17 protein-coding genes are annotated in these 18028 nt (G+C 36.6%); all 17 read right to left on the reverse strand.

The features are described 5' to 3' along the window. Positions 1–238: 238 nt before the first annotated feature. From A5880_RS06100 to A5880_RS06180, 17 genes are read right to left on the reverse strand one after another with little or no spacing between them, the layout of a single operon-like run. Positions 239–1621 carry an acetyl-CoA carboxylase biotin carboxylase subunit gene (locus A5880_RS06100; RefSeq protein WP_086331100.1) on the reverse strand — a complete coding sequence of 461 codons (1383 nt, stop codon included), beginning with the start codon at positions 1619–1621 and terminating at the stop codon, positions 239–241. Then, entirely contained in the window at positions 1618–2088 is a 471-nt protein-coding gene (locus A5880_RS06105; protein WP_086331099.1) for an acetyl-CoA carboxylase, read from the reverse strand. Before A5880_RS06105 ends, A5880_RS06100 begins: the two co-directional genes overlap by 4 nt. After that, positions 2078–3826, reverse strand: coding sequence for an acetyl-CoA carboxylase, carboxyltransferase subunit beta (gene accD, locus A5880_RS06110; RefSeq protein ID WP_086331098.1), 1749 nt, complete (start codon positions 3824–3826; stop codon positions 2078–2080). The genes A5880_RS06105 and accD overlap by 11 nt, the downstream gene beginning before the upstream one ends. A 15-nt stretch (positions 3827–3841) precedes the next feature. Beyond that, the gene (locus tag A5880_RS06115) at positions 3842–4624 is read right to left on the reverse strand and encodes a 4'-phosphopantetheinyl transferase family protein (protein WP_086331097.1); all 783 of its coding nucleotides are present in this window, start codon (positions 4622–4624) and stop codon (positions 3842–3844) included. A gap of 42 nt (positions 4625–4666) precedes the next feature. Continuing rightward, positions 4667–6931, reverse strand: coding sequence for an FtsX-like permease family protein (locus A5880_RS06120; protein ID WP_086331096.1), 2265 nt, complete (start codon positions 6929–6931; stop codon positions 4667–4669). A 2-nt stretch (positions 6932–6933) separates the two neighbouring features. Continuing rightward, a complete protein-coding gene (locus tag A5880_RS06125; RefSeq protein WP_086331095.1) occupies positions 6934–7629 on the reverse strand; it encodes an ABC transporter ATP-binding protein in 696 nt (231 codons plus the stop codon). After that, entirely contained in the window at positions 7626–9041 is a 1416-nt protein-coding gene (locus tag A5880_RS06130; RefSeq protein ID WP_086331094.1) for a phytoene desaturase family protein, read from the reverse strand. The genes A5880_RS06125 and A5880_RS06130 overlap by 4 nt, the downstream gene beginning before the upstream one ends. A gap of 23 nt (positions 9042–9064) precedes the next feature. Further along, the gene (locus A5880_RS06135) at positions 9065–10411 is read right to left on the reverse strand and encodes an aminotransferase family protein (RefSeq protein WP_086331093.1); all 1347 of its coding nucleotides are present in this window, start codon (positions 10409–10411) and stop codon (positions 9065–9067) included. A 21-nt stretch (positions 10412–10432) separates the two neighbouring features. After that, the gene (locus A5880_RS06140) at positions 10433–11149 is read right to left on the reverse strand and encodes an SDR family NAD(P)-dependent oxidoreductase (protein WP_086331092.1); all 717 of its coding nucleotides are present in this window, start codon (positions 11147–11149) and stop codon (positions 10433–10435) included. 19 nt (positions 11150–11168) lie between these two features. Beyond that, a complete protein-coding gene (gene fabG, locus A5880_RS06145) occupies positions 11169–11909 on the reverse strand; it encodes a 3-oxoacyl-[acyl-carrier-protein] reductase (protein WP_086331091.1) in 741 nt (246 codons plus the stop codon). After that, positions 11906–12964: a beta-ketoacyl synthase N-terminal-like domain-containing protein gene (locus A5880_RS06150; protein ID WP_086331090.1), complete on the reverse strand. Its 1059-nt coding sequence runs from the start codon at positions 12962–12964 to the stop codon at positions 11906–11908. Before A5880_RS06150 ends, fabG begins: the two co-directional genes overlap by 4 nt. A 5-nt stretch (positions 12965–12969) precedes the next feature. Then, on the reverse strand, positions 12970–13404 hold the full coding sequence (fabZ, locus tag A5880_RS06155) for a 3-hydroxyacyl-ACP dehydratase FabZ (RefSeq protein ID WP_086331089.1): 435 nt from the start codon (positions 13402–13404) through the stop codon (positions 12970–12972). Between the two features lie 4 nt (positions 13405–13408). Continuing rightward, entirely contained in the window at positions 13409–14425 is a 1017-nt protein-coding gene (locus tag A5880_RS06160) for a BtrH N-terminal domain-containing protein (protein WP_256924837.1), read from the reverse strand. A gap of 2 nt (positions 14426–14427) precedes the next feature. Next, positions 14428–15180, reverse strand: a complete 753-nt coding sequence (locus tag A5880_RS06165; protein WP_086331087.1) for a hypothetical protein — start codon at positions 15178–15180, stop codon at positions 14428–14430. Next, positions 15152–15598, reverse strand: a complete 447-nt coding sequence (locus tag A5880_RS06170; RefSeq protein ID WP_086331086.1) for an acyl-CoA thioesterase — start codon at positions 15596–15598, stop codon at positions 15152–15154. Before A5880_RS06170 ends, A5880_RS06165 begins: the two co-directional genes overlap by 29 nt. Before the next feature lie 5 nt (positions 15599–15603). Continuing rightward, positions 15604–16830: a hypothetical protein gene (locus A5880_RS06175; protein ID WP_086331085.1), complete on the reverse strand. Its 1227-nt coding sequence runs from the start codon at positions 16828–16830 to the stop codon at positions 15604–15606. Then, entirely contained in the window at positions 16823–18028 is a 1206-nt protein-coding gene (locus A5880_RS06180) for a beta-ketoacyl-[acyl-carrier-protein] synthase family protein (RefSeq protein ID WP_086331084.1), read from the reverse strand. The genes A5880_RS06175 and A5880_RS06180 overlap by 8 nt, the downstream gene beginning before the upstream one ends.

The raw sequence follows: 18028 nt of genomic DNA on the forward strand, positions 1-18028 counted from the left end.
TTCTCTTATGTAAAAACATTCTCATTGATAACTATCAGTGCGCAATCACTGGATAAATCAAATAAAGAGTCCATTTTGAAAAAAATGTCAAAAAGGAACGGACGAAAGTCACCGGTTTGAACTAACTCGCTTAAGAACTTTCTATCATTACTTTGAAGCTTATCAGATTTTAGCAATTCTCTTATTGATTTTACTCTTTCTTTCAGTAATATTCACATTCTTACTATATCCATTCTTCTCATGCTCTTTTTAAAATCTTCGGATTAAAATACTCATTCTGAATGTTTTCTTCTATAAAGTGATTGTCATAGTGACCACTAATAAAGTCATGGTCAGATAAAACGGCCAAAAGAAAGGATACATTCGTTTTAATTCCGCTGATAATTGTTGTTTCTAATGCTACTTTTAGCTTTTTAATAGCTCCTGCTCTTGTTTTATCATGAACAATAATTTTCCCTAGCATTGAATCATAAAATAGAGGGACTTGATACCCTGAATAAATGAATGTATCGACTCGAACACCTGGAGAACCTGTGGGCAATACTAAAAAATCAATTTTTCCTGCCGATGGAAAAAAATTATTTTCCGGATCTTCTGCATTAATTCGACATTCTAAGGAATATCCCGCTAATTGAATATTTTCTTGCGTACAGCTAAGTGGAAGTCCAGCAGCAATAGTTATCTGTTCTTTTATAATATCTACCCCGCTGATCATTTCTGTAATAGGATGCTCAACTTGAACACGTGTGTTCATCTCCATAAAATAGAAGCATTTCTTTTTATAATCGTATAAAAACTCTACCGTACCAGCACCAAGATAATTTAGACGTTCACTAAAACGGCAGGCTGCTTCACACAATTCCGTCCGAATTTCTTCATCCAATAGCGGAGACGGTGTTTCTTCTATAATTTTTTGCATCTTTCTTTGAATCGAACAGTTTCGTTCACCTAGGTGGATGATATTTCCCTGCGAATCCCCTAGTATTTGAACCTCTACATGTAAAAACTGTTGAATGCATTCTTCAATATAACAGCCTTGGTTATTAAAGGCTTTTTCTGCTTCTTTTTTGATGATCTCATAATAATGAAGTAACTCTTCTAGGTTTTCACAACGTTTGATTCCTTTCCCACCTCCGCCATGTGTAGCCTTAAGGAGAATCGGAAAATTTAATTTCCCAGCTTCTTTTTGCAGTTGTTCAGTTGTTTCAATCACCTCATGATTTCCTGGAATTACTGTTATACCTGCAGTTTTAGCAAGTCTTTTAGCTTCAAACTTATCTGCCAGCTGTGACAGATTATCTAAGGATGGACCAATAAATGTAATTCCTTCCTCTTCACACATGCGGCATAACTCCATATTTTCAGATAGAAAACCATATCCTGGATGTACAGCTTGACAACCAGTAATTTTTGCAACATTAACAATAGCTTCTACTTTTAAATAGCTATCAATAGATGAAGCCGGCCCAATTTGATAAGCCTCATCAGCAAACGCCACATGAAGCGCTTCTTTGTCAGCTTCTGAATACACAGCAACCGTAGTGATTCCTAGCTCCTTACAAGCTTTGATGATTCGGATAGCTATCTCACCACGATTGGCAATCAACACTTTTTGAATCATGTTGACGCCTCCTCAATCACTGCTAGAGGCTGTCCATACTCAATCATCATTCCGTTAGATATCAAAATTTCTTGAACAGTACCTGAAGCTGCAGCTTTAATTTCCATAAAGCACTTCATCACTTCTACTAGACCAATAACATCACCCACATTGATTTTTTTGCCGATTTTTAAATACGGTTCTTGATCAGGTGCTGAACGATCATAGAAAATACCCGTCATTTCTGATATCAGTTCTTTACTATTCATCGGGGCCATATTCTGATAACGTTTTTCCTCTGCCTCAAAAACAGTTGCTTCTGATACGCTTTTTTTCGGTGACTCTTTGTCATTCGTTTGAATTAGCATCTCTTGCGGTTCCTTTTTGATAATGATGCGCAAGCCTTCAGCTTCATATTCAAAACTTTTGATTTTTGTCTGCTCGCAATACCTCATCGCTTCAAATAGTAATTTTGTGCTATTGGACATCTTTTATCAGCTCCTCTTCACTTTTGTCACCCACGATTTGATCCGTTCCCATAGATAAATATTTTTCAATTCTACGCTGCATCCTTTCAGAAGCATCAAGCAACAATAATTTTGATAACTCATGAAACAAAAATGCATCAATCACTCCTGCTTGTTTATCAATATCCTGACTAGCATCTGGAGTAATCTCAGGTATGATTCCATCAATAATCTTTCGTTCCGCCAAATCCGCCGCTGTTATCTTTAAACTTTCAGCTGCTTTAGCAACTAAATTACTATCTTTCCATAATATAGAAGCTGCTCCTTCAGCAGAAATAACCGAATAAACGGATTTTTCTAGCATGAATAGCTTGTCTGTTGCACTCACTGCTAGTGCACCTCCACTGCCGCCTTCTCCAATCACTAAAGAAAATGTTGGAATATCTGCTCTTAACATCGTTTGAATGCATTGCGCGATTGCCCAACTTTGGTTAGACTTTTCAGACTTTGCAGTAGGATCTGCCCCTTTGGTATCTACAAAAGAGAGAACAGGGCAATTAAATTTTTCTGCTAATTCGATTACTCGTTGAACTTTTCGAAATCCCGCTGGTGAAACCATTCCAAAATTTCGCTCACTATTTTCTTTGTAGTTTTTTCCTCTGTTTTGCCCAATGACCGCTACTGGAATATTATGAAATACAGATAGCCCTGTAAGAACAGCTTGATCATCAGCAGATGTTCGATCACCATGCAATTCGATAAAATCCGGAAACAGCCGTTGAATGTAATCTTCAGCATTCGGACGCTCCATTTTTCTAACCAAATCCAAATGATCCTTTGCATTACTACCACTCTTATCTAAGGGCATTTCTGCCCTTGCTCGAAATGTTTTTCCTTTTCGAGATGGCTTCCCTTTTTTACCAAACACTTGAAAGAGTTTTATTAAATAGTCACGCTGTTCTTTCCTTGAGACAATATCGTCAATATGCCCATGTTTGAAAAGAAATTCGGCAGTTTGAAAATCTTCTGGTAGCTTCTCCTTCAGTGTTTTCTCAATCACTTTTCGCCCCGCAAAACCGATCGTCGCCTGAGGCTCCGCGATAATAATATCTGCAACATTGGCAAAGCTAGCAGAAACACCACCTGTTGTTGGATGAGTCATTACAACAATACTCAATAATTTTTTCGCTCTTAATAGCTCAAAAGCTTGAATTGTTTTGGCCATTTGCATTAAACTGTACATACCTTCTTGCATACGTGCCCCGCCAGAAGCTGTGAAAATTACAAATGGCAGCTCAAGCTCACAGGCACTTTGTATTGCTCTATATATTTTTTCTCCAACAACAACACCCATACTCCCCATGCGAAATGAGCTTTCCATAACAGCAATCACACAGTCTTGCCCCTGAAGCTTTCCTTTACCTGTAATGATAGCATCTTGTAACCCACTCTTTTTTTTATCAAAAATCAATTTGTCATTATATCCATCAAAATTTAGAGGATCTTTGGTTTTAAACGCCTGATTAAATTCCAAAAATGACCCTTTATCACACAATAATGTTATTCGATCTCTCCCATGTATATTCTGGTGACATCCGCACTTATAACAGACATAGTGGTTTTCTTGATACACGCTTTGCAGTAAGCGACTACTACAACTTTTACAAGATATATAACAATCTTCAATAATTGTTGTCTGATCTCCTTGTTTTAATTGTCTGTATATTTTTTTCTTTGGCTTGACTTTATACGTCGTCATATGACTCCCCTCCCTTTATGCTTCTAGCTTCGCTTTTTCAAACATGCAGCATATGACAAAAAATGTTTTCCCCTGTTGTTTGTAATAGATAATCAATCGATTATCTGGACTAAGCAATACATTCTCAACTTCTGGAATTAGATTGATCCAGATCTGCCCGTTTCGAATCTCCATCACACTGATTGATTTCAAGCCTAAACTTAAGCCTACGCCAAGAGCTTTACCGACAGCCTCTTTGATACTCCATATTAACGTTGCTGTCAAGGTTTTATTTTTTGGAAAACACTCTCCAGAATCAATGATTCTGCGTTCCTCAAAAGAAAAGATACTTTCATTTTCTACTATCGCTTCACTGGTAATCACTTCCTGCACATCAACCCCCATCCAGCAATTCTTACCATGACTGATAAGAATGCTGGAATCACTATGAGAAAGTGAGGTTGATCCTTTGATACTGCGATTGTTGACATGTATTCTAGGTTTCCCCTTGGTTAAACCATTGACATCATTTCGAATCTCAACGTCCTTCATATCAAGAAATAAATGTTCACTGTCAATCATCTGACGGAAAAATTCTTTTGCAAACGCACGGCTATGAACATATTCTTTTCCTTTGTTACGACGTTCTTTCTTTTTTAGGATAGACAGTTCTTCTTCACTTAAAAACTCTTCGTAATTTCTGCTGTGTTCTTCCAAATCCTCTTTGAAAGTATATGCATACCTATGCCATACCCCTTCAACAATTTCAATTTTATCCTGCCTTTTCTCGAAGCATGTAATCTCTCCTTGTATAATCATTTAATTTCACTTCTTCCTGATGAACAGTTTTTTCACGCCATTTTATTCTAGTATTTCTTTGTAAGATACTTCTTTAAGCTGTCTTTTAGCAATCATAATAGATAATTCAATCGATACAGCCGTCAGTACGAGACATATAACTACAGACAACGGACTAACATTCATCGGATACAGCATATCTGTTGTTTTAGATAAGAACCCAAACATCATCATAGATAAAAGGATTGAGTATGGGACTGATATAATATAACCAATAAAGGCAATTTTTCTAAAACCGCTGTATACCGCTTGATTACATTCCTCTGCTGAATAGCCCATCATTTTCATCGTTGCAATATATTTCTTATAGCTTTTTAGAACATTTAAGAATGCCAGAATCAGTATCGCCAAGCCCATAATTAAACCAGACATAAATAAGAACACAGCTAACAGTTGATAGGTTTCGTTCTCAGAACGCATCTTAGCTTCTAAGCTACTGGTTTCGATGATACTTACAGGATTACGTTGAATCTTTTCAGGGGCAAGATTTGTCAACACGCTGTTGTATGTTTCTTTGTTGAGTAGTCGTGTTTTCAAAGCTGTGTCTTGTGAAAGGTACACAGCTTTCCCGTAGTTTTTCTGGTCCACTGCCGAGATTTTTAATTCATGCTCCTTACCTCTTAATGTGACAGATACTGAATCACCAACATTTAAGTCATATCGTTGACTCATCCATTGATTGATGACCAATCCGTTTTCGTCAGCTAAGTTAATTTTCTTTTGTCCCCCCGTCCTCTCATGTAAGGTCAACAGCGAATCAGATTCCTGTTGTAAGATATTCAAAGTGATATTCGTCAGATTTTGATTTCCTTTACTTAAAGAAGCAGATGAATAATAGTAGTAAACGGTATCCGCTAAGTTTGCATTGGGTTTCAATTCTTCTGTGTAATGAACCTCTCGCTCATAATCAATACCTTCTGTGGCATTTTCCGCCATATTTTCAGTCATAAAATACGTCATATACGCAAATTGGCTTTGAACGCCTAATGCAAATCCACCAAAACCGACAAAGAATAGTGTGCTTATGCTAGAACGTACAACAATACGTTTCAATCCCAGCAGAAAATTATTTTCTTTTATTCTGACATTTGCCTTCACAATTCGCTTGCTTATCTTTGTTTTCACTTGACCTTTCATTAATTGCAGTGCCGGCTTTCTTATCTTTAAAAGACAGGTAGCAGCAGCAAACAATCCCGCACAAGTTGAAGGAAGCAAAACGAACAATAATAAAAGCATCGCTCTTATTCCATGCTCATGCCTTGGTAAAAGGAGAGAATGAAACATCATTTCATAATAATATGATGAGAGTAGATTTCCTACCAGATAGCCGATCCCAGCTGGAATCAACACGATGAAGAATGTCACAAAGTATTTTCTTACGATTTCCAAACTTGAATAGCCCATCGCTTTAAGTACACCAATATTGACAATATCATGGTCAACCTGTTTTCTTGTTGAAACCATAATCAGTATGAACGCAATCATCAGTAATAAGCTCACTGCAAATACAGCAATAATCCTATTCATATTCATTATAGAAGTGATCGTGCCATATACCACGGGATTTTCTTCGTTTGATTCCAGTTGATAAAATTGTGTGTCCTTCTGCATTTCACTGAAATTAGATGTTTTACCAGAAAATTTCCCGACAAATGCACTGCTACTGCTGCTTGAATATTTCTGATCATAGGCGGATTCTGATAGCGCGATGATTCCTTGGCTTTCTTCATCGTAAAGTTCCCCAGTATCATCCACTACCGGTGATAGCATATTGGAAACTGTAATAATTCCTGATATTTTATATTTCGCATCATTTAAAATATAGTTTTGGCCGACTTTTAGTTGGTTGTTTTTTGCAAAATTCTTATCTATAGCTAACTCTCTATCTTTGACTGGCAACTTTCCTTCTTCGATAAGAATTCTATCCATTTTTCTATCGACACTTATTACTCTGTAAATAAGTTTATTCTCTCTTACCATGGAATATCTGTGTTCTTCCCAAGTAAAATCGTATTTTTTAGCTAGCTCTTGATTCTTTGCTTCAATGAACTTAGTCACATCTCCTGTTTCCAGCATGTCCTGTTCTGTTACTAAAGGATAATAGCTAAAGTCACTGACTGCTCCTTTTTCTTTCACGTTATCTAATGACTGTTTCAGATCAAGGTTGCTCTCAGTGAATATCGTACCTATCGCAATCGCCAAAAATACAACAACCATTGTGCATAATGTGTCTAATTTATTTTTCTTGAAATGTGATAAAAAGCTCATAATTATCCCCACCTAATCTCATCGACTGACTTGTTATTTGTGTTTTGATAAATCTCTTCAATTTCTCCGTTCTTCATTCTCATCACTTTTGTTCCAATATCAGCGATACCAGTATTATGAGTCACCATCACAATGGAAAAACCCAACTGTTCTTGAAGTTCGATCAACAGCTTCAATACCTGTTTACTGGTTTTTTCGTCCAGTGCTCCAGTTGGCTCATCACAGAAAAGATAGTTTGGTTTTTTCGCCAAGGCTCTGGCAATAGCAACACGCTGCTGCTGTCCACCAGAAAGTTGATGCGGCATTCTATCCAATAAATCATCCAAGCCTAAAGATGTTATAATCTTAGAAAAGTCACGGTTGTTCACTAGATTTGCGCCCATTCTAATATTGTTTAGTACGTTTAACTCCGGCATTAGATAATACCCTTGAAAAATAAAACCAATTTTATCTCTTCTGAATTTTGTCCGTTGCTTTTCAGAAAGCTTGCTTATCTCTTTATTTTCATAGATGATTTTTCCTTGATCGCTTGTATCCAAGCCAGACATCAGGTTCATCAAGGTCGATTTTCCTGAACCTGATGGGCCTAAAATGACTAGAAATTCTTGCTCCTCTACTGTAAATGACACTTTATTTACTGCATATAGATTACTTTCTCCATTAAGATACTTTTTTACTAAATTTTCTATTTTGATCATGTCTCGTTCTCCTCCAAAATTGTATAAATTTTATATGCACTTCTAAATGCTCCATATACGCCAAAATCGGTTGACCAGTTACCACAGATATACAGACCGCTGATCCCTTTAAAGACGGGTGAAAAGCTATTCGTATTCTGTACAGATTTTCCTGTTCTGACCCAGCCAAACACAGATCCTTCATCTACAGAGACAACTTTAGAATAATCATCATTTTCCAAAGCAAATGGTGCCTCTAATTTATCGAAGATTTCCGGCATTGCTTCTCTAATTAGTTTTAGAGCCGTTGCCATCTCTACTTTTTCTTTATGATTATGTAATAGGAAAGTAAACATTATTGTTTTTTTCGATTTATTAAATAGAGGATCAGCTTTATAAGGAAGACTAATCATGCAAATCGGCAATTGTTTGCTGTAAGGAGTTAGATACAGTTGTTCCTTCGTCAAATGAGACATATCTGTTCCTAGATACGTGTTATCACTCGTTAGACCTTGGACATCCTCCGTCAACTCCGCAAAAACCCGAAATACCGACGGCCCTTTTTCCAGTTTTTTCATTTTTACAGTATTTCTCAGCATTTGACAGCTTTCTGGCAAAATATTGAACGGAAAAACAGTGGAAATAATTTTATCTGCTTTTATCTCGAAAATTGTGTTTGTTTCTAATTCTTTGCAACGAATTCCTGTAACGGTATTGCCCTTATCAACAAGCAACTCGAGGCACTCTGTATTTTTTTGAAATTTTCCGCCATTTGCGATGATTTGCTGTTTCAGTTTCTGAATTAATTGTTGTGGTCCTCCCTTTACATAACAGGCACCAATGCTATATGAAATAATGAGGCTTAAAACTGTAAAAGCTGAATCTTCTCCTAGAACGGCACCATAGCCTGGTCCAAATGAAAGGAGCAACTTTTTTAGTAAATCACTTCTAAAATAGTCTGATAAAAACTGATCAAAGCTTTTCTGAGATGTTTCCATAAACATTTTTAAAAGCAGCGCATCGTCATTCGCAATGAACGCTTTCTGGTAGCTGATTAGTTTTTGAATAAACGCTTCAACTGCTGTCTCATCTGGAAAATTTGCTCTAATATAAATGGATAGCTCTGAAAGTTTGACCGGTAACTGGTATGATTTTCCAGCAAGAAGGATCGTCAAATATTCTGTTTCAGTGAATGTTGCATCGTAATCAATAGCCAACTGATTAAGAATTTTTCCAATGGGTCCAGATTTAGATATTCCACCTAGATGGTGAGCGCCTAGATAATAGTTCGTTGTTCCAGAAGTGATTGTCTGACATAATCCACCTAGAGACTCACTTTTTTCAAGAACAATCACTTCATTTCCCTTGGACATTAGCGCTGCCGCTATTAAACCGGATATTCCACCTCCGATGACGCTGATTTTCTTCTTCATACTATTGACTTCCTTTCCTAATGCTAAGTCTCTGCAAATAATTCAATTTTTTTCAATGTTTCAGTAATGATCGCTACCATTTGATCGCAAGCTTCTTTAGTGATTGTTAACGGTGGTGCTACGATCAAGACATTCGTATCGTCTGGATAAAGCATCAATCCTTTGTTTAACATAAATTTAGATGCAATTTCAGCAATTCCCCATTGACTCATTCCCTTCATAGGAATTTCTTTAAAAATCAACGCAATCATCAAACCGCTGCCTTTTACTTCTTCTAATAAAGAGTTATTTTTCAATTCAGACGTCAACTTTTCTGTTAAATAGCTCCCCATTTTCTCCGAGTTTTTAGAAAGCTTCTGATCTACTAATTCAGTAATTGTGGCTAACGCAGCAGCACAAGCAACCGGATGACCTCCAGAAGTATAGCCGTGATCCAACATTGCACCTTCTGAGTCACTCCAAAATCCATTGAAAATCTTTTCGGTAACCATGACACACCCCATCGGTATATAACCCGAAGTCATCCCTTTAGCAGTCATCATTAGATCTCCGTATACCTCGTATTGCTGTGAAGCAAACATCTTACCTGTGCGACCAAATCCTGTGGCTACTTCATCAACAATAATTAGCACATCATTTTCTTTACAAATAGAGAATACTTGCTCAACATAGTCTTGCGGCAACACATTAACTGCATTTGACAACTGTATCAATTCAAAAATAAACGCACCTATTGCAGCATCTTCTCTTTTTATATATGCCTCAAAACGTTTGACAGCTTCTGTAATCTTCTGCGCTTTTTCTGACTCAGAATCATTACATGAAAGGATGGGTGGCTCTACTTGAAAGAAGCCTTGAGGTGAAAGTGCATATTCTTCATTGTTATAGCAATCCTGTGCGACCATTTGAGCAGCAATCGTTGCACCATGAAATCCACCATTTAATGCGAGAATCCCTGTTTTGCGACTCTGTTGGTTATATCGATATTTTCTAACAATCTTAATAGCTGTATCACATGCTTCTGATCCGCTGTTTGTAAAAAAACAGCTATGAAAATGTTGATCTGTCAATTCCTTCATTTTTTCAGAAAATTCAATAGCTCGATCATTTGTCGTTGTATACAGCGTAGAATTATCTAACGTATGCAGCTGGTCTACAATACTTTTGATAACGCGTGGATTTTTGTGACCCACATTTGCACTTAAGAGATTGGAAACCCCATCATAAATCTTTTTGCCATCTTGATTGATAAAATTATTTTCCTCATCAACTTCTATTAATACTTGAAAATTTTTATCTAAGTATGATTTCATTTGTTTAAATGAATTCCAAACCGCTTTTCCTTGTTCTTTCTTATATCGTTTTTTCATTATTTCTCCTTTCTATACTGCTTATCTAGCTGTATAACCGCCATCGATCACAATATTCTCTCCAGTCATGCTCGTTTGTTTTAAAATAAAGGTAATTGCTTGGGCAATATCACTGTTTTGAATGTATTGTTTTGGGAGACCGCCTGTTGTAAACATCCATTTCTTATTCTTTGTAAGCTGCTTCATTGCATTCGACAGCATGTTTGTCTTTACGAAACCCGGGCTAACAGCATTTACCAACACACCTTGATCTCCATAGTCTAACGCCATGCATTTAACCAATTCGATTACAGCTGCTTTCGATACCGAATACGCACTCATATTATAGGTGCCAACAACACCTAAGTGAGATGCTAAAGCAATAATATGGGCGTGTGTATGTTTCGTTAAGTAAGGTAATAGTAATTGAGAATATTCAAACACTAGATTTAAGTTGACGTTCATTGTCATCAGCCATTCTTCTTTCGAAAGTTCGGTGACACTTCCTGGAATCATCAATCCGCTGGCAAATATCACTCCGTATAGTTCACTAGCTTGATGAGCATAATCCAACACCACCTTTTTTGATGCTTCTTCTGTTAAATCAACCAGAAAGCTTTTAATGCCCGCACGCTGATACGCTAAATGCTTTTTTTCATTCTTATCAAAAACGATAACCTCATATTTCTCAGTCAGATTTACAACAATTTCTGAGCCAATCCCGCCAGAACCGCCGAAAATAAGTATCTTTTTTTTCATTTCAGTTATCCCATCCCTTTTATGTCAAACCACCATCAATCACCAATGTTTGTCCAGTAATATAGCTTGAATGATCACTGCAAAGAAACGCAACCAAATCTGCCACTTCTTCCGGCGTTCCCAATCGTTTCATGGGAATGGATCCTTTTAATTCTTTAAGCTTCTTCTCTGGAATTTGCTGCACCATCTCCGTATCAATATATCCTGGAGCAATAGCATTCACTCGAATATTTTTTGCTGCAAGCTCTTTTGATAAAGACTTCGTTAAACCATTTACTCCAAATTTAGAGGCGCAGTAATTGGCTTGACCAGCAACTCCGATAACACCGCTGACTGAGCTCATATTAATAATCGAGCCAGATTTATTTCTAACCATTTCCATAATCACCTGTTTGGACATGTAAAAACTTCCATTTAAATTTGTCTCAATAACAGTTTCCCATTCCTCGTCTGTCATCATGAAAAACAGTTTGTCTTTTGTAATTCCTGCATTATTCACCAAGCAGTCGACTCCGTCTAGGGTTTCAATCATTTCTTTTACCTGAGCTTTCACAACATCCTTTTTAGAAACATCTAATTGAAAAATGTGCAGTTTTTTCTCAAATTCAGGCAATTCTTTTTTTAACTGGTCTGCATGTTGTTTTGAATGTACATATGTAACAGCAACCGTTGCGCCTAGTTCCAAACACTTTTTTGTAATGTGTTTGCCTATTCCGCGGCATCCGCCAGTAACAATGACTTTCTTACCATCTAATCTCATGATCTCTCCTTTGTAATAACCGTTGCTGTATAATTTCCTGAAACATCATATCCAGTGACCAGAATAGTTTTTAAATGGTCTGTTTTGATATTCCCCCCCAATTTTGATGGGACATATCCGTTCTTCAAAATCAATGCTCCTACTAAGAGTCCAACATTACACGAAGAGCCTAACGTTTCACCGAATAACTGCTTCACATTGTCGATGCGAGAGATTTGCGTTCCAAAGATATCCGTCAAAATACCACTTTCTAATGCATCAAAGTATGAGCCATTACTGGAATCAATAATCAAATCAATTTCAGAGTGATTTCCTCCATTCACTTGCTTCAAAAGTTTCGTGAGATTTTGCTTTACTCTTGCTTCGTTCACTTTTTCAATCAATGGATAGATTCCTAAATTACAATCTTTCGTTTCAATAATTTCACAGTATCCTTTGTTTGATTTATCTGATTTCTTTAAAACGAAGGTAACAGAGGCTTCTTGAACAGGAACAGCTTTCGTAATCTCTTTTTGATTGAAAGCTTCATAAAGTTCTTCACAATACTCCTCAACCGATCCAGTAACAATATGATCTGCAACATCTTTTTTCAATAACGAGCTGGAATAAGCAATGTTATTGCTGCCCATCAAAATCGTGCTCACACCTTGGAAACCATATTCCATACATACATGTCCTACACAGGTATTAGAAACTGTATTTGCAAAAACAGTTGGACTGCATAAATCCTGATCTCCTTCATGAACCATTTCAGCAAAAGCTAAGTTAGAAACCATGGGACCATATCCTGTTGAAAAAATTGTTCCTACTTTAGTTTTGTCTAAAGATTCCGTATCAATTCGGCTCGATTCCAATGCTTTATGTGTTGTGTAAACCGTCATTTCTGAATAACGGTTCATTCTCCGTCTTTTCTTCTTAGGAACGACAGATTCAAAGTCGATTTTGCCGTGACTATCTGCTGACTCAGCTCTCATATCTAAATTCGCCCAAATCTCATCAAGATTATTTCCAAGCTTACTGATAACACCAATTCCCATTACTTTTATATTTTCCAATGTGTTCACTCCAATTCAAAATTAGTATCAAAATAGTAGGTAATAATTCCTTTAGCAGCAATCTTCCCATCAACTTTTGCTTTACATTTCACTCGAACAAATTTTGATACTTTTTGTACAAATTCTGCTTCAACAATGACTTGATCACCAGGACGAATTTTTTTAAGAAATTTAACATCTTCAATTTTTGATAAATAGGCTTTTAAAGAACGTTCATCATCACTGTAAAACATAAAGCCACCAATTTGGGCCATCGTTTCAATCAATAACACACCGGGGAAAACCGGCTCATCTGGAAAGTGACCTTGTGCCCAAGGCTCGTTTACACTGACGCATTTAATTCCTCTTACATATTTTCCAAAATCTATTTCCTGAATATCATCAACAAACAGCATTGGATATCTGTGAGGTAAGGTTTCTAAAATTTTGCTGTACTCCATCCTTTTACTCCTTTACTATCCACTCTAATAATTGGATTCCCTGATTTTCTATCTCTATGATTTTTGACAAACAACGGTCTAACTGTTGTTGTTCTTCTTGATTCATCATTGAACCTGTCAAAAGCTTTGAAAGTAGTTTCCATTCTTTGGCAGCTTCTTTATAATGAATTGCAGATTCTAAAAATCGCTTATCTCCAGTAATTTCTGCCGCTTCTTGTAAAAAGCGCCCATAAATACGTCTAAAATTGCCACCGCCAGTTCCTAATTTTTCCATTAAAATACCGAAGGTTGCTATAGTTTCTTGTTTTTCCTCATAAAGCTCATTATTTGATACGATCGTTAGTAGTTCTTTACGGAATGCACTAAGTCCTTTCAAACCCATTTTGAAGGCAAACGGATACTTCAATCTATGAATATTTAATTCTACCGCTTGAACAATTTCTTGATGATGACTACCTGAATAAAATGGTAAAATAATACTTCTATAATTGCTTCTTGGATTTACTCCGCTTTCCGTTGCCCCCATTGCCAATTTGAGGTCTTCGATAGCAATAACTTTTGGTTCTGCCCAACGATGATCCAATAATGTCACGGTTTGATTCTTTCGATCACAGTCTGTAACAATTGCATTATGTAGCCCAAAACCGATATTATTCAAACTGGCCAAATAAGGTTTAAAGTATGGCAAATGTTTGATCGATAGGTCTAAAATAACTGGAATTCCTTCATCCACCATTGTAAGGATTGTACTAAAGGCTTTATCAGGATCGTCAAAGTTGCCACTAACATACTCTCCACCTAATAATGTAGCTAAATTCAATTCCAAACTCTCATTTTTTCCTGATAAAAAGCATTCATCTGATTCTTTGTAATATTGATAAATGAAACCTAAACCAGAACCACAGCCGAAGATCATTGCTTCAGAAAAAGGATAGCCTTGTGCCTGAAGCAGCACCTTTGAAGCATTGGTACCACAATTTGATCCTGGTGTATGTGTATTTGCTACATCAACTGTCAACATACTCAAACGACTATCTCTCCTTTCATTCTGGTCACAGTTTCATAATAGATTGCCATTGCCTGCAACTGTGTTCTTGTTTCTTTCGTTAAAAGCTCTTGATAAGCTTCAGCGATTTCCAGCCATTTCAACTGCTGCAAATTTCCTTGACTCATATAAATATTTTTTAATAGTTGTTCTTGTTTCTTAGTAACCATAGCTGCATTAAATCGTTTTAAGTAATAAGACACCGCTGACTGAACGGAAAATTTTATCGAAACATCTGTGATCTTACTCATTCCGGGAACGTTCAACATGATCATTTCCCATTGTCCGTTTGTTCTTATACAGCTTTCGATAGTTATACATTGTTCCTCTCCAGTTTTAGGATTAACAATCAGCAAGGCATCCTCCGAGTAACCACAACAAACAACTGGGACTTGCTGTATTGATTCATCAAATAGTTCTCCTTTTACAAAAACAATCGGTGGCGCTAATCTCATCTTGATATTCTTTTTTACATTCTCCATAAATAATTTCGGATCATCGTGATGAAAACTCTCCAAGTAAAGTCCCAAGCTGTATGCCATACTGGCTTCTTTACCGATTCTACATTCCTGATGCTCTCCGTTTTTCACAAGAAAGCCACCATAAGTTAGATATAATATATCCTGATCAACGGAAGAACCTGCATATTTCAATACATTGAAATAGGTGCTCAACTCTAAATCGCGTCTTTTAATCCAAAACTTACTTAAACGTGGAAAACATCTTTTCACCAATTTCACCTCTTTCATAAGCTTCGATTCTTTCCATTATCCATTTTGGAACACTTAAAAGTAGCTGTTCTTGATCGTCTACCATGGCATGAATCGTTTCACCTGTTGCGATGACTTTCCCAGAAGCTGATTTCATCTTATAGGTAAATCGGACTTTGCAATTATTGATAATAGAAAACTCCAATTGAATCAGTGTTTCCTCAAAATTATACTGGACCGCCTGACGATACTTACATGTGGCTTCGATTACCGGAAATTTTAACGCTCGTCCATTCAACATATTGCCACTAAATCCTAATATGTTTCTCGAAAAAGCCATTCTAGCTTCTTCAAAATAGCAGAAATAGTTACTGTGATGAACAATCCCATAACCATCAGTATCTCTGAAACGAACTTGATTTCTATATTCATAATTCATCCTTTTCACCTCATTTCACTGATTTTATATCTATCAGATGTAAAATTCATTTGATTATCCACAACATTCAAAATGTGATAAGCCGCTGAAAACCAAGCAAATCCCCAATGAGTACAGCCAAAATCTGTAGAAGTATGTTTTCTAATTAAATTAGTAGGATCTTTGAGCGATTCTTTTTTACTAAAGGCCCATGCGTATCCTGCACCATTGACTACGTCAAACTTTTGATTTATTTTTAAATCGTCTACGACTCCAGTTTCGCTGCTGCTTGTCACAAAAGGTGTCAAACATTCTTCTACTTGACCCATGGAAATAGTTTCTTGAGCATAAGAGACTGCTTCAAAACACCATTGAGATGGAGCATTGTAATTTAGTAGTTGTCTGTTCCATACCTTCGTGATGATTTGATCTCCTTGATTTATCAGATATAACGTATCCGAAGACAACTCTATCTGAGAGGATAAAGATCCGACTTTGATTGAATTTCCACTACTTTTCATAGTCTGTCTCAAATCAATAACGGCATCCATAGTTTCTGCAAATTCAGCCGTATCATTTGAACACTTTTCTATCTTAAACCTTGATATATCATGAATCATTCTTTGCTCAGCGGATTGTTTACCTACTTTCTGACAATAAGTCAAAGCATCAAATGGCAACGCACAAACATCAAAGAATTGAGTATAGAGATATCCTGCAAAAACAGAAAAAGCAATTTCTTTAACTGGTATAATCGTTTTTATAATCCTGATCAATGTCCGATCTTGAATACCAATATGCTCAATTACATCCTCAACATTTTTATTGTAATATTTTGCAGAAGCGGAAAATTTTACTTTCTTTCCATCAAATCTACCTGTAATAAAATCTGACCACTCAACTCCTATTCTTTCAATTTCTGAAAAGAAATAGTTAATACCATCTACCTCTTCCGGAAAATCGTTTTCTAATTTTTTTTGAAAACTCTGAATGTTCATCTCATATACATATTCTTCTTTATCTAATACAATGGATAGCTGAACAGCGTTTTTTCTTATTTCTAATGAGTCCTCAACTGTGTCTTCAAAAAACTGTTTCATGATTCCTGTTTTTAAATCATTTCCAAAAAAAGGGTACACAGATACATCCTCTGTCTTGTCAGTAAAGCGATAAACCTTATATTTCTTCTTCAACAATGACGCAGCTAAATCACCTGACAGACTATTGCCAATAATTCCGATGCGCTTATTCATGAAGTCTTCCTACAAAGATACTTGCTGTATTGCCGGCAAAAGCAAATGAATTAGAGAGTGCATAGTCTACAACCAGTTCTTCCTTAGAAGTGTTGAAGTGATTCGCTCCACACTCATCCAGTTTGTCTTCCAATCGAATCGTCGGTGGTACGATTTGATGATGGATCGATAACATCGTCGACGCCAATTCCAATGCACCAGCGGCAGCTAAACAATGACCAATCATTGATTTATTTGATGATACATACGGCTGTTTTTGAGATTTTTCGAAAAATCGATCAATGGCTCCAGCTTCCATCACATCATTCAATTTTGTTCCTGTACCGTGAGCATTCACATAATTAATTTTATCCAGCACATGTGGATGATCTTTTACCGCCATATTCATAGAAGCCGTAGCTCCCACTCCCTTAGGATCTGGACTAGTAATATGATACGCATCATTGTTAATTCCATAGCCTAAAACTTCACCATAAATTTTAGCGCCTCTTTTTTTCGCATGTTCTAATGTCTCAAAAGTGAAAAACGCTCCGCCTTCACCAATATTGATACCATCTCGCTGTTTATCGAATGGGCGACATTGGTTATTACTCAACGAACGTAATGCATGAAAACCATAATTAGAAAACTCCGTCATTGGATCTGCTCCACCAACAATGACCAACTCAGCATTTTCTTGTTGTATTAAATCAAAAGCGATCCCAGCTGCTGTTGTTCCTGCTGCACAAGCTGACATGGTTGTATAACAGCCACCTTCTACACCTGTTTCTTCTTTGATCGTAGAAACAAATTGAGGAATCTTGACTAACCAGTCTGCATTTTTCTTGCCATTTTCTTTGTCATTCACATACCCAAGAATCCGGCCATTCGATGCCAAAGAAGTGGCAAATGAAAGACACGCTCGATCTTCCATTTGCTGAATATTTTCTTTCGTTAATCCACTGTCTTCCAGCAACTCTTCTACAGAATTTTTAACGATATGATCAATTCTTTCAGGTTCATCAGAACTTGTAGTAAGATAGGGCATCTCTCGTTCAATTTCACCTACAAAGGACGTACTAAGCTTTGAACCATCAAATAATGAACATTCCTTCAATCCACTTACACCATTTATAGTATTTTCAAAAAATTCATCTTTATTATTACCATTTGCGCAAATAACGCCGATTCCGGTTACAACTACTCGATGTTTCGTCAT

This window comes from Enterococcus sp. 4G2_DIV0659 (genome assembly GCF_002140715.2).
Taxonomy (GTDB): domain Bacteria; phylum Bacillota; class Bacilli; order Lactobacillales; family Enterococcaceae; genus Enterococcus_L; species Enterococcus_L mansonii.